We start from the raw sequence: 11,329 nt of genomic DNA, 5'->3' as shown, positions 1-11,329 counted from the left end.
GTTGCCCGCGATGTACGGGCTCCACGGCTGCGCGCGGACCACGGTCTTCGTTTTCCATACGACGTTGAACTGCCCGTCGCCGCGGATCTCGCCGATCATCACCGGCTTGTGCAGGTGATGGTTGCCGTCCATCGCAAGCGTGAAGCCCGATGGCGCGGCAACCGTCTGGCCGATCATCGCGACGCGCACCTTGTCGACGTCGGTGCTCTTCGCCTTCTCGACGGCCTGCTTCCACATGTGGATGCCCACATAGGTCGCCTCCATCGGATCGTTGGTCACGCGCTTCGCGCCGCCCGGCAGGTTGTTCGCCTTCACCCACGCGGCGAACTGGTCCTTGAACTTCGTGTTGGTCGGGTTTTTCACCGACATGAAGTAGTTCCACGCGGCGAGATGGCCGACGAGCGGTTTCGTATCGATCCCGCGCAGTTCTTCCTCGCCGACCGAGAACGCGACCACCGGCACGTCGGTCGCCTTGATCCCCTGGTTGCCGAGCTCCTTGTAGAACGGCACGTTCGAATCGCCGTTGATCGTCGAGACCACGGTCGTCTTGCCGCCTTGCGCGAAGTTCTTGATGCTCGCGACGATGGTCTGGTAATCGCTGTGGCCGAACGGCGTGTAGACCTCCTGAATGTCGGCGTCCTTCACGCCCTTCGATTTCAGGAACGCGCGCAGGATCTTGTTGGTCGTGCGCGGATACACGTAATCGGTGCCGAGCAGGAAGAAGCGCTTCGCGCTGCCGCCTTCCGCGCTCATCAGGTACTCGACGGCCGGGATCGCCTGCTGGTTCGGCGCGGCGCCCGTGTAGAACACGTTGCGCGACATTTCCTCGCCTTCGTACTGCACCGGGTAGTAGAGCAGGCCGTTCAGCTCCTCGAACACCGGCAACACCGACTTGCGCGACACCGACGTCCAGCAGCCGAACACGCACGCGACCTTGTCCTGCGTGAGCAGCTGGCGCGCCTTCTCCGCGAACAGCGGCCAGTTCGACGCGGGATCGACGACCACCGGCTCGAGCTTGCGGCCCATCACGCCGCCGTTCTTGTTGATGTCGGCGATCGTCATCAGCGCCGTGTCCTTCAGCGACGTTTCGGAGATCGCCATCGTGCCCGACAGCGAATGCAGGATGCCGACCTTGATCGGGCCCGTGCCCGCATCGGCTGCATGCGCGAACGGGCTCTTGCCCGCCAGCGCGAGTGCACCAGCCATCGAACCGAACTTCAGCAGACTGCGACGTTTCATCGGGTTCCCCTTGACGTGTTGGATTGGCGTGCGCCGCGACGGCGCCTGCATCGGGGTTACGCAAGGCATGTGCCAGTCGCGCTGATGCACGCCGGGCGTGCCTGTGCGGGAGGGCGCGGGGCGTCGGCGCGGTGCGCATGACGCGTCGTGCAGCATGCGCGACCTGTTGCGGTGCGCGCGTGGGGGCGCAAATGGTGCACGGCGTGCGTTCGTGTTCGAGCGCGGGCATCGCCGGATGGCCGGCATGCGCGATGTGGCGCCTGTCGCGGGCAGCGAGACCGCGCGACATCTTCATCGCGTGCTACGGGGGCGGGGAGTGGGGCAGGGCGAAAACAGAAACGGGCGCGCCATGCGCGCCCGTTCGGCGGATCGGTGCGACCGGCAGCAACGTGCCGGTCGACGTGGCGGCGCGCGATGCGCCACCGGAAGGTCAGGTGCTCAGTAGCGCGGCACCGATGGATCGACGTCGCGCGACCACGCGTCGATCCCGCCTTGCAGGTTGTACAGCTTCGTGAAACCGCGCGATTCGAGGAACATCGCGACTTGCGCGCTGCGCATCCCGTGATGGCACACGCAGACGATTTCCGCTTCGTCGTCGAGCTCTTCGCTGCGCGCGGGGATCTGCTGCATCGGGATCGACATGCTGCCGGCGATCTGCGCGGTCGAGATTTCCCACGGCTCGCGCACGTCGAGCACGATCGGCGCGGGACGTGCCGAATCGCGAAGCCATTCCGCGAGCATCGCGGGCGTCAGGATCTGCATGGGGCCGCCGCTCAGAACTTGAAGCGCGACGGTTCGATCGCGTTCACGAGGTGGTCGACGTAGGTTTCGAACACGTCGGCGACACGGTACTGCTTGTCGTCGATGCGCGTGATGATCTGCGCCTTCATCACCGGGCGGCCGCCGACGAATGCCGACAGGCGGCCCCCGACCTTCAGCTGCTCAAGCAATTGCTGCGGCACGAGCGGCAGGCCGCCGGCGACACAGATCACGTCGTACGGTGCCTTGTCCGCCCAGCCGAGCGAACCGTCGCCGAGCAGGACTTCCGCGTTCGTCACACCGTCGTTGCGCAGGTTCTCTTCCGCGAACTTCGCGATGGCCGGATCGATCTCGATCGCCGTCACGTGTCGCGCGCGGTGCGCGAACAGCGCGCTCAGGTAGCCGGAGCCCGCGCCGATCACGAGCACGTTCTCGTGCTTCTTGACCGCCAGCTCCTGCAGCACGCGCGCTTCGACGCGCGGGAACAGCATCTTCGCGTGGCCGCCGGGCAGCGGCAGCTCGATGTCGGCGAACGCGAGATCGCGATGTTCGGGCAAAACGTATTTTTCACGCTTGACGATCGACAGCAGACCCAGGACGTCGAGATCCAGCACGTCCCACGGCCGGATCTGTTGTTCGATCATATTGAAACGCGCGTTTTCGATATTCATGGTGTGGTCACGCAGCCAGGTCGGCCGTCAGCGGGGATGGAGAAACTTCGTGATTGTACCAAACGGGGCGTCGGCAACGCCTGCCGGCCGCGTGCAACAGACCTTTACCCCTTGCTCTTTTTGATCTGCGCTTCGAATGCGAGATCCAGCTTGCTCGCCTTGCGCGGCTTTTTGGGGCCGAATTCGTCGACGAACTTGACGAATTCGTCGAGCGGCAGCGGCGCGCAGCGCTTCTCGGCGGTGCCGCCGGAGCGGTCGACGAGGTAGAACAGGCCGCCGGCCACCGCGACGGCTGCGAACTGCGGGTTGCCGGAGCGGGTTTTCAGGCGTTCGACTGCGTTGGTTGCTTTGGTGGTGCGCATGGGGCGGGTTCTTGCAGGGGCGTCGAGCCCCTAACTGTATCAAACCGGCCACCCGCCTGCGGCCGCGCGGTGTCAGACGGTGCGCGAATAGCGCTGCTGCGGTGTCTGGCCGAGATACGCGTCGAACGCCATCGCGATATTGCGCACGACCATCCGGCCGGCCGGATGGATCGTCAGGCGGTCGGCGGCGATCGTCAGCAGCGCGTCGCGCTCGAACGGGCGCAGCGCGTCGAGCTCGCGTGCGAAGTGATCGGCGAAGCGGATGCCGTGCGCGGCCTCGATATGCGAGAACGGCAGTTCGAGGTTGCACATGAGCTGCGTGATCACGTCGCGGCGCAGCCGATCCTCGGGCGTGAGCCGCACGCCGCGCGCGATCGGCAGCCGGCCTGCGTCGAGCGCGGCGCCATACGCCGGCAGGTCCTTCGCATTCTGCGCGTAGACGTCGCCGACCTTGCCGATCGACGACACGCCGAAGCCGACGAGATCGGTATCGGCCCGCGTGCTGTAGCCCTGGAAATTGCGCTGCAGCGTGCCGTTGCGCTGCGCGCGCACCAGCTCGTCGGACGGCCGCGCGAAGTGGTCCATCCCGATGTACACGTAGCCGGCGGACGTCAGCATGTCGATCGCGAGGCCGAGCAGCGCGATGCGCGTGGCGGGCGGCGGCAGCGTCGCGTCGTCGATCTGCCGCTGCATCTTGAACAGGTTCGGCATGTGCGCGTAGCCGAACACCGACAGCCGGTCCGGCGCGAGCTCGATGATCGTCTCGAGCGTGCGCGCGAACACGGCGACCGTCTGGTGCGGCAGCCCGTAGATCAGGTCGACGCTGACCGAATGGAAGCCCGTCGCGCGCGCGGCGCTCAGCAGGTCGGCCGTTATCGCGAGCGGCTGGATCCGGTTGATCGCCTGCTGCACGACCGGATCGAAGTCCTGCACGCCGAGGCTCAGCCGGTTGAAGCCGATCGTGCGCAGGTGGACGAGCGTCGCGGGCGTGACCGTGCGCGGGTCGATCTCGATGGAGAACTCGGCGTCGGCATCCGGCGCGAGCGTGAAGTGTTCGCGGGTGGCGGCCATCAGCTCGGCCGTTTCGGCGTCGGACAGGAAGGTTGGCGTGCCGCCGCCCCAGTGGAGCTGCGTGACCGGGCGGGCGGGGTCGAACAGCGCGGCCTGCAGCGCCATTTCCCGTTTCAGCTGGTCGAGGTACGGGCGCGCGCGGCGGCGGTTGTTCGTCGTGATCTTGTTGCAGCCGCAGTAGAAACAGGCCGTGTTGCAGAACGGGATGTGGACGTACAGCGACAGCTCGCTCGACGACGCACCGGGGTCGCTCGCGGCACGCACGTAGTCGGCCGGGTCGAAATCGTCACGAAACTGCAGCGCCGTGGGGTACGACGTATAGCGCGGCCCGTTCGCGCCGTATTTCGCAAGCAGATCGGGACGGAACATCGTGTCGGCAGAACCGGAACTCATGGTGGTCTCGCGCTTTCTGGATGCTTTCGAGTATATAAACGCGCGTTCGGGCTGCATTGTGTAATAACGTCGCAGCCGGCGGTGGCACAATGCGCGGTGGGCTGCCGCACCCCGCGTCCGGTTGCCGCACCGTTTTTTGTTGATCGTACGAGAGAGCCGAGTGTCCGTCGAAATGCCTGTTCGCCCGGCGCCCGCCGATGTCCCGCCGCCGCATGCGTGTCGCGAGGGCTGCGGCGCGTGCTGCATCGCCCCGTCGATTTCCAGCCCGATTCCGGGCATGCCGGACGGCAAGCCGGCCGGCGTGCGTTGCGTGCAGCTCGGCGACGACCTGCGCTGCCGGATCTTCGGCCGGCCCGAGCGGCCCGCCTGCTGTTCCGGGCTGCAGCCGTCCGCCGAGATGTGCGGCGCGGCGCGCGACGACGCGCTTGCTTGGCTCACGCGCCTCGAAGTCGCGACGCAGCCGTCCGGGGGCGCCCGCCCGGCGCGGTGACGCGCCGCCGCCGCGCCGGGCGTTCGCCGCATTCGAAGCCGTCAGCACACGCATGGAACCGCCAGCCCGCGCCGCAGCACTAACTTTGGTCCATTGCCCCGCCATGGGCTGGAGCCGATAGCCAGCCTGCCGCTCCGCCCGACACAGGAGATTTCCAGCATGACCGCACCTTGCGCGCCCGGCCGGCGCCGTTTCCTCTCCGTCTGCGCCGGCGCCATCGGCGTGTCGGTATCGCTCGCCGCCTGCGCGTCGACGTTCCCGTTCATCCCCGATCACTACACGTTCTCGCGCGGCGACGTGCAGAAAGCCGTCGCGCGCAAGTTTCCGTACCAGAAGACGGTCGCGCAGGTCGTCGACGTGTCGCTCGCGAATCCGGCCGTCAACCTGCTGCCCGACCAGAACCGCGTCGCCGTGCAGCTCGACGCACATTTCGCGAGCCCGTTCCTGCGCGAGCCCGTGAGCGGCAAGTTCACCGTGTCGGGCCAGCTCGCGTACGACGCGCCGAGCCGCTCGGTCGTGCTGAAGGCGCCGGCCGTCGACAGCCTCGTGCTCGACGGCGACGCGCAGATGTATGCGCAACAGGTCGGTGCGGCCGCCGGCCTGCTCGCGACGCAGGTCCTGACCAATTATCCGATCTACACGTTCAAGCCCGAACAACTGCAATTTGCCGGTGTGAACTACGAACCCGGTACAATTACGATTCTTACAAACGGCATACGCGTGGCTATCGTCGAAAAGTGACGATGCACCGCGCGCGGCCGGGTGGGCCGCGGCGGTAGTGTGGCCCTTTCTTTCGAACATTTCGGAGTTGGGCCACGGATGGACTGGATCCTGATCTGCAAGGCATTAATCCTCGGCGTTGTCGAGGGGCTGACGGAATTCCTCCCTGTGTCGAGTACCGGTCACCTGATCGTTGCCGGCAGCTTTCTGAACTTCAACGACGCGCACGCGAAAACCTTCGACGTCGTCATTCAGTTCGGCGCGATCCTCGCCGTCTGCTGGGAATACCGGCAACGGATCGTATCGATCGTGTCCGGCCTGCCGGGACGGCCCGACGCGCGGCGTTTTACGCTGAACGTCGTGATCGCGACGATTCCCGCGATCGCGCTCGGCCTGCTGCTGGAGAAGAAGATCAAGGCCGTGTTGTTCTCGCCGGTGCCGGTTGCGTTCGCGCTCGTCGTCGGCGGCGCGATCATCCTGTGGGCCGAGGCGCGGCAGCGCGAGCGCAGCGAGCCGCCGCGCGTGCAGTCGGTCGATGCGCTCACGCCGCTCGATGCGCTGAAGGTCGGCATCGCGCAATGCTTCGCGCTGGTGCCCGGCATGTCGCGCTCGGGCTCGACGATCATCGGCGGGATGTTGTTCGGCCTCGACCGGCGCGTTGCGACCGAATTCTCGTTCTTCCTCGCGATTCCGATCATCTTCGGCGCGACGCTCTATGAAACCGTCAAGGACTGGCAGGCGTTCACGGTCGACTCGCTCGGCCTGTTCGCGCTCGGGCTCGTCGCGGCGTTCGTCAGTGCGTTCGTCTGCGTGCGCTGGCTGCTGCGCTACGTCGCGACGCACGATTTCACGGTGTTCGCGTGGTACCGGATCGCGTTCGGCCTGTTCGTGCTGCTCGTCGGCTATAGCGGGTGGCTGAACTGGGCGTGACGCCGGTGTGACGCGGGCGCTTCCATGCAAAACGGCCCGATCGGCAGATGCCGGTCGGGCCGTTTTTTCATGGCGCGACGCGACGCGTGCGATGCGCCGCTGTGGCGGGGATTCAGCCGGCGCGCTTGCGGAACACCAGATCCCACACGCCGTGGCCGAGCCGCAGCCCGCGCCGTTCGAACTTCGTCACGGGGCGATAGTCTGGGCGCGGCGCGTAGTCAGCGGCCGTGTTTTCGAGCGACGGATCGGCGCCGAGCACTTCGAGCATCTGTTCCGCATAGTTCTGCCAGTCGGTTGCGCAGTGCAGGTACGCGCCGGGCTTCAGGCGCGACGCGAGATGCGCGACGAGCGGCGGCTGGATCAGCCTGCGCTTGTGGTGGCGTGCCTTGTGCCACGGATCGGGGAAGAAGATGTGCACGCCGTCGAGGCTTTCCGGCGCGAGCATGTGCTCGAGCACTTCCACGGCGTCGTGCTGGATGATGCGGATGTTCGGCAGGTCCTGCTCGCCGATCAGTTTCAGCAGCGCGCCGACACCAGGCTCGTGCACCTCTACGCCGAGGAAGTCGTCGCCCGGCCGGTGTGCGGCGATTTCGGCGGTCGATGCGCCCATCCCGAAGCCGATCTCCAGGATGCGCGGCGCGCTGCGGCCGAATACGGCGTCCCAGTCCGGGATTTCCGGTGCGTACGGCACCACGAAGCGCGGGCCCAGATCGTCGAGCGCGCGGCGCTGGCCGGTCGACACGCGGCCGGCGCGCGTCACGAAGCTGCGGATGCGGCGGCGGTGCAGCGGATTGACTTCGTCGGCGCCATCGGCGGCTTCGTCGGGAAGGGCGGCATCGTGCGGCGGCTGGCCGGCTTCGTTCGGATCGTCGTGCATCATCGGTGACAGAGAAAGGCTCGGTTCGGGCGAGGGCCCCGTTGCGCGGCAGTGTGGCGGATGAACCGACACATGTTACAAAAAAGCCGCCTTCGACGAGGCGGCTCATGCGCAGGCTGCAGTGCAGCAGAAAGTGGAGCGGGCGATGGGAATGGAACCCTCGCTTCGAACACTACGCAAAGCTTTGATTACAAAGGAACATCCGGTGGGCGACATCGCCCGCTGGAACCAACAAATGTAGCGCGGAGTATATCAGACCGTCGGCGCGGTGCTGGCGTCTGCCTGTTGCCGCATGTTCGCCGCTTCGATACGTTCCAGCAGTCGGCAGAGTTGGCCTCGGTGCCACTGGCTGCCGTTTGGCGTCTTGATCCCCAGCACGTTCAATTCGGCCACCATGTCACGCTGAGAGAGGTTCCGGGCGCGGAACCCTGCCACGATCCCCGCCAACCGTGCTGCAAAGGCATCAGCGGCTTGCTGGCGGGCCTCCATGTTCGGCTTGAGGTTCGCGGCTCCTGCCGTCCCGAGCTTCACGCCGCGCGCCTTTGCCGCCGCCAGTGCGTCCTTTGTCCGCTTGCTGATCTGATCGCGCTCCCACTCAGCCATCACGGCGTGCATCTGGATCATGACCTTGTTCGCCTGTGGCATATCGGCGGCTACGAAATCGCACCCGGCTTCCAGCAGACCGGACACGAAATGCACGTTACGGGCGAGCCGGTCGAGCTTGGCGATGATGAGCGTCGCGCCACGACGCTTGCACAGTTCAAGCGCGGCACGAAGCTGCGGGCGCTTCTCCAGTGCGTTCGCACCCTTGCCGGTCTCTGTCTCAGTGAACTCGCCCACCAATTCCCATTCGCCACCATTCAGGTAGCGGGCAACCGCTTCGCGCTGTGCGTCGAGACCCAAACCGGACGCGCCCTGACGCGCCGTGCTGACCCGGTAGTAAGCGACGAATTTCCCTTGTGCCATTCCATGCTCCTGCAAGTGGCCTCACGACGAGACGAACGTTTAATGTGAGGCCAGTATACGACCTTGATCGTAACGAATCAATATCGAATCTTATATGGTGTTCGTTATGGATTATTGATAGCATGTCGTTAGCTAAACAACATTGCGGGTGAAATCCATCATGGCTGACGAACTTCTCAGCACTCAGGCAGCAGCCGAACATCTGGCGAAAGAGCTTCCGACGAAATCGGAGAGCCAATGGGCGCTCTGGCTTCGCAACAACCGAAATCAATCCCGGAGCGTCGTCTATCGCGTCCCGGTCGTCCACGTAGGACGCCCCGCCTACTACAAGCCTCAGGACTTGGCCGAGTTCATTGAATTCGAACGCCGGATGCAGACCGGGGCGATGCCCTTGTCCGGTCGCGCAAAGCAGGCTCTACAGGCGTTCGGTCTAGGCGAGCCGGGTAGCACGGGCTTGGGGCGGAAATGGAAAGGCGCGCAGGCCGCCCTTGCCCCAAGCGAAAATAGTGCGGTCGTGCAGTTCGTCATCAAAGAACCCCTCATGGTGTTTGTCCTCTCGCCGGAAGAGGCTCAAGCGATTGGCCGTGAGCTTTTGGAATTCGGCCATGCCGCGCAACGCCAGAACGCCGCCAACGCAAAGGGAGCGCACGCATGAAGGTCAAGGAAACCATCTATCCGGCAGGCGAAACCGCCTTGATCCTGCGCGACTTTCTCGGCGCGATGCGGTCATGGGATGACGCTCTTGCAGACATGCGCAAGGGCAAAACCGATGTGTGCGGTCATGTGCTCACGCCTGCCGTGCGATACCACGACGGGCGTGCATGGCGTCCTATGTATGCCCTCAGTGCAATCAAGGCGTTTATCAGAAACGTCCACGCGTCTACAACGCTCGCCGTCGCGAAGCAAGCGCCGCAAGGGTTCGCTGTCGAATTCGATACCGATATCAACTGGCGGCATCAGAAAATCGCAACCGCTCCGGCTCTGGCCGCGCGCGCATAGCATCATGGCCGCGCTTCAGAATTTCCGGCGAAAGGCTTGTGTGGACTGGTTGGACGTGAGGCTTCGCACCTCACGTCCAACACAGTTCCAGCACGTCCAATCCGCGCTCGATGCAGCGGGCGCGGGGAAGCTCTACGTCCTCGCTATTGACGATGGCCCCGGTGGTGTAGCGGATACGTTCGTTGTGCGCGCAACCGACCGGTTGGCGAATAACTACGCGGCGCTCAGTAAGGTATTGGCGGAATTCGCGGCACGGTATCCGCTCACCCACGAACCGGAAATCGTCGCGATTGAGGTCGCGTGCGACTTCCTGCATACCGGAGAGGTGGAGCGCGACGCATCAACTATCGAAATGACCCGTCGCCTGCAATCGAGCTTGCTGACGGACGGAAGCAAACCCCGTCAGTTCGATCCTCAAGTCTGGGCCAATCGCTTCATGGATGTGCAGGGAGCGCGGCTAGACCCACTTCTAAATTATCGCGAAGGCAACAAAGGGGATGACGTGTCGTGGCAGTGCTACTGGAAGCGCACGGATGGCGGCCAACTGCTTCCGCCGAACGAATGGCGCGCACGCGTCGAGGTCACCTTGCAAGGCGATGCACTCAAGAACACCGGCTTAGTCAAGCTGGCGGACCTTGATGGATATAAGTTCACGAACCTTGCGCGCTTCTTCCGGTTCCGCACGCCCGTTGATCCCGAGATACAAGCCAAAGGGGATCGGTTCAGGCTGGAGGCGATCAAGATCAACAGGCGCTTGAAAGACGCAACGCCGGAACGCGGCCTGCACAGCTTCCGGTCAGTAGGGCAGCGCGACAAGAAGCAACGCCTACGAAGCGAGAGCAGCCACCTGCAAGCGGACGACGAGCTTCAGCGCGCGGTAAAGGACGCCTTGCGATACCTGAAGCTCTGATCGGTCTTTCCAAAAAAAGGGGCGAAAAAAACGACCTTAATCCCGCCCAGCTCTTGCTGGGCCTAGAGGTGGTCTGGCGGGCCTAATAACTGTAAACCATATGCATGCAGCACTGACGCACAGTCCCTCATGCTGCATTCCCTTCATTCACAGGAACATGGGAAGGGGTGAAGCAAAGCGACACCCGGCCCCGAGAGGATGAAACGCAGCACTGCCGCCACGCAACAAAAACGGGCGGCGCGAACCGGTAACAAACCCCTAGAAAAAACAGCCGACCTCGAAGGGATACCGTGTTTCAACTGGCAGCGTTTTTTGACGAAACCTTATACGACGCGCAAGAGAGCGCCGACAGGGAGCATCCGGACGCGGACGCTCCCGACAAGCCTGCACGGCTCCATGAGGGGGTTACAACTGGCTCCGGAGTGTATGTGTTCATACGCTCCGGCTGCCGGTTCATTCCTCGAACGGCTTGTAGAACGTCCCGCACCGAAGACACATATAGACCTTGTCATACTCGGCGAGTGCAGCAGCGTGAGCCGTCTTTGCCTCCGAGCGATTGGCCGCAACGACGGCGATCATCGTCAGAATTCCGCCAAAGAACCACCACACCGGGAAGCTAGTATCCGCGTCGAGGCCAAGCCATTTCGGCCCGAACGCGAAACCATTTGCCCAGATAACGAGAAGCCAAAAGAAGTTCTTGAAAGCGCCACCCCGCTTGGGCGGCGCGGCCTTCAACGCCAGGCCCGACGCATTGATACCGATCCCGGCATTTACTCCAGCCGACCCCGCGAGCGCTCCCGCAGTCACTCCAACGCCCTCCGCATGAACCAGAGAAGCCTTCTTGAACTGATCCGCCCCGCAGCTTGGACAGCATTTCCCCTTCGCCTTTTTGTTCATTGTCTCGCTACCGACTTTTATCAACGAACGCGGGGCCGCTTTACC

Annotated in this window: 14 protein-coding genes; 6 read left to right on the top strand and 8 right to left on the bottom strand. The window is 64.3% G+C overall.

Translation table 11 applies throughout. From position 1 onward, the window contains the following. The 5 genes from urtA to hemN form a co-directional block, all read right to left on the bottom strand. Positions 1 to 1,239: urea ABC transporter substrate-binding protein (gene urtA / locus J7024_RS19350; protein WP_234745372.1), on the bottom strand; the 1,239-nt coding region annotated here is incomplete at its 3' end. A 438-nt stretch (positions 1,240 to 1,677) separates the two neighbouring features. After that, entirely contained in the window at positions 1,678 to 2,001 is a 324-nt protein-coding gene (locus J7024_RS19345) for a rhodanese-like domain-containing protein (protein ID WP_096503479.1), read from the bottom strand. 11 nt (positions 2,002 to 2,012) lie between these two features. Then, positions 2,013 to 2,669, bottom strand: a complete 657-nt coding sequence (locus J7024_RS19340) for a protein-L-isoaspartate O-methyltransferase family protein (protein WP_124828043.1) — start codon at positions 2,667 to 2,669, stop codon at positions 2,013 to 2,015. Positions 2,670 to 2,773: 104 nt separating this feature from the next. After that, on the bottom strand, positions 2,774 to 3,031 hold the full coding sequence (locus tag J7024_RS19335; RefSeq protein WP_124828042.1) for a hypothetical protein: 258 nt from the start codon (positions 3,029 to 3,031) through the stop codon (positions 2,774 to 2,776). Between the two features lie 72 nt (positions 3,032 to 3,103). Then, complete coding sequence (gene hemN, locus J7024_RS19330; protein WP_234745370.1) at positions 3,104 to 4,495, bottom strand: oxygen-independent coproporphyrinogen III oxidase; 1,392 nt, start codon at positions 4,493 to 4,495, stop codon at positions 3,104 to 3,106. 172 nt (positions 4,496 to 4,667) lie between these two features. Here hemN and J7024_RS19325 point away from each other — a divergent pair, with 172 nt between their 5' ends. From J7024_RS19325 to J7024_RS19315, 3 genes are all read left to right on the top strand, one after another. Next, positions 4,668 to 4,985, top strand: coding sequence for a YkgJ family cysteine cluster protein (locus tag J7024_RS19325; protein WP_124828088.1), 318 nt, complete (start codon positions 4,668 to 4,670; stop codon positions 4,983 to 4,985). A 159-nt stretch (positions 4,986 to 5,144) separates the two neighbouring features. Beyond that, positions 5,145 to 5,726, top strand: a complete 582-nt coding sequence (locus tag J7024_RS19320; protein WP_124828040.1) for a DUF1439 domain-containing protein — start codon at positions 5,145 to 5,147, stop codon at positions 5,724 to 5,726. A gap of 78 nt (positions 5,727 to 5,804) precedes the next feature. After that, complete coding sequence (locus J7024_RS19315) at positions 5,805 to 6,635, top strand: undecaprenyl-diphosphate phosphatase (protein ID WP_124828039.1); 831 nt, start codon at positions 5,805 to 5,807, stop codon at positions 6,633 to 6,635. Positions 6,636 to 6,747: 112 nt separating this feature from the next. Here J7024_RS19315 and trmB read toward each other — a convergent pair whose 3' ends face one another. Together trmB and J7024_RS19305 are read right to left on the bottom strand one after the other, a co-directional pair. Further along, the gene (trmB, locus tag J7024_RS19310; RefSeq protein WP_124828038.1) at positions 6,748 to 7,515 is read right to left on the bottom strand and encodes a tRNA (guanosine(46)-N7)-methyltransferase TrmB; all 768 of its coding nucleotides are present in this window, start codon (positions 7,513 to 7,515) and stop codon (positions 6,748 to 6,750) included. A 249-nt stretch (positions 7,516 to 7,764) separates the two neighbouring features. Then, entirely contained in the window at positions 7,765 to 8,478 is a 714-nt protein-coding gene (locus J7024_RS19305; RefSeq protein ID WP_234745369.1) for a recombinase family protein, read from the bottom strand. A gap of 160 nt (positions 8,479 to 8,638) precedes the next feature. On the opposite strand from J7024_RS19305, the gene J7024_RS19300 reads away from it, so the two are divergent. From J7024_RS19300 to J7024_RS19290, 3 genes are read left to right on the top strand one after another with little or no spacing between them, the layout of a single operon-like run. Continuing rightward, positions 8,639 to 9,133: a hypothetical protein gene (locus J7024_RS19300; protein ID WP_234745368.1), complete on the top strand. Its 495-nt coding sequence runs from the start codon at positions 8,639 to 8,641 to the stop codon at positions 9,131 to 9,133. Continuing rightward, a complete protein-coding gene (locus J7024_RS19295; protein ID WP_234745367.1) occupies positions 9,130 to 9,477 on the top strand; it encodes a hypothetical protein in 348 nt (115 codons plus the stop codon). Before J7024_RS19300 ends, J7024_RS19295 begins: the two co-directional genes overlap by 4 nt. Positions 9,478 to 9,481: 4 nt before the next feature. Beyond that, a complete protein-coding gene (locus J7024_RS19290; protein ID WP_234745365.1) occupies positions 9,482 to 10,387 on the top strand; it encodes a hypothetical protein in 906 nt (301 codons plus the stop codon). A gap of 453 nt (positions 10,388 to 10,840) precedes the next feature. Here the strand turns inward: J7024_RS19290 and J7024_RS19285 are convergent, their stop codons facing one another. Further along, positions 10,841 to 11,284, bottom strand: a complete 444-nt coding sequence (locus J7024_RS19285) for a hypothetical protein (protein ID WP_234745364.1) — start codon at positions 11,282 to 11,284, stop codon at positions 10,841 to 10,843. Positions 11,285 to 11,329 lie beyond the last annotated feature (45 nt).

Origin of the sequence: Burkholderia sp. WTPI3 (genome assembly GCF_021483755.1) — a bacterium.
GTDB lineage: Bacteria > Pseudomonadota > Gammaproteobacteria > Burkholderiales > Burkholderiaceae > Burkholderia.
The sequence above is the reverse complement of the archived record's forward strand: the minus strand, read 5'-3'. Positions and strand labels throughout refer to the sequence as shown.

Excerpts from the sequence above, each read along its gene's own strand:
- hemN (WP_234745370.1), bottom strand. The coding sequence starts at position 4,495 with ATGAGTTCCGGTTCTGCCGACACGATGTTCCGTCCCGATCTGCTTGCG.
- J7024_RS19290 (WP_234745365.1), top strand. The coding sequence starts at position 9,482 with ATGGCCGCGCTTCAGAATTTCCGGCGAAAGGCTTGTGTGGACTGGTTG.
- J7024_RS19315 (WP_124828039.1), top strand. The coding sequence starts at position 5,805 with ATGGACTGGATCCTGATCTGCAAGGCATTAATCCTCGGCGTTGTCGAG.
- J7024_RS19325 (WP_124828088.1), top strand. The coding sequence starts at position 4,668 with ATGCCTGTTCGCCCGGCGCCCGCCGATGTCCCGCCGCCGCATGCGTGT.
- J7024_RS19305 (WP_234745369.1), bottom strand. The coding sequence starts at position 8,478 with ATGGCACAAGGGAAATTCGTCGCTTACTACCGGGTCAGCACGGCGCGT.
- J7024_RS19335 (WP_124828042.1), bottom strand. The coding sequence starts at position 3,031 with ATGCGCACCACCAAAGCAACCAACGCAGTCGAACGCCTGAAAACCCGC.
- J7024_RS19295 (WP_234745367.1), top strand. The coding sequence starts at position 9,130 with ATGAAGGTCAAGGAAACCATCTATCCGGCAGGCGAAACCGCCTTGATC.
- trmB (WP_124828038.1), bottom strand. The coding sequence starts at position 7,515 with ATGATGCACGACGATCCGAACGAAGCCGGCCAGCCGCCGCACGATGCC.
- J7024_RS19345 (WP_096503479.1), bottom strand. The coding sequence starts at position 2,001 with ATGCAGATCCTGACGCCCGCGATGCTCGCGGAATGGCTTCGCGATTCG.
- J7024_RS19285 (WP_234745364.1), bottom strand. The coding sequence starts at position 11,284 with ATGAACAAAAAGGCGAAGGGGAAATGCTGTCCAAGCTGCGGGGCGGAT.
- J7024_RS19300 (WP_234745368.1), top strand. The coding sequence starts at position 8,639 with ATGGCTGACGAACTTCTCAGCACTCAGGCAGCAGCCGAACATCTGGCG.
- J7024_RS19340 (WP_124828043.1), bottom strand. The coding sequence starts at position 2,669 with ATGAATATCGAAAACGCGCGTTTCAATATGATCGAACAACAGATCCGG.
- J7024_RS19320 (WP_124828040.1), top strand. The coding sequence starts at position 5,145 with ATGACCGCACCTTGCGCGCCCGGCCGGCGCCGTTTCCTCTCCGTCTGC.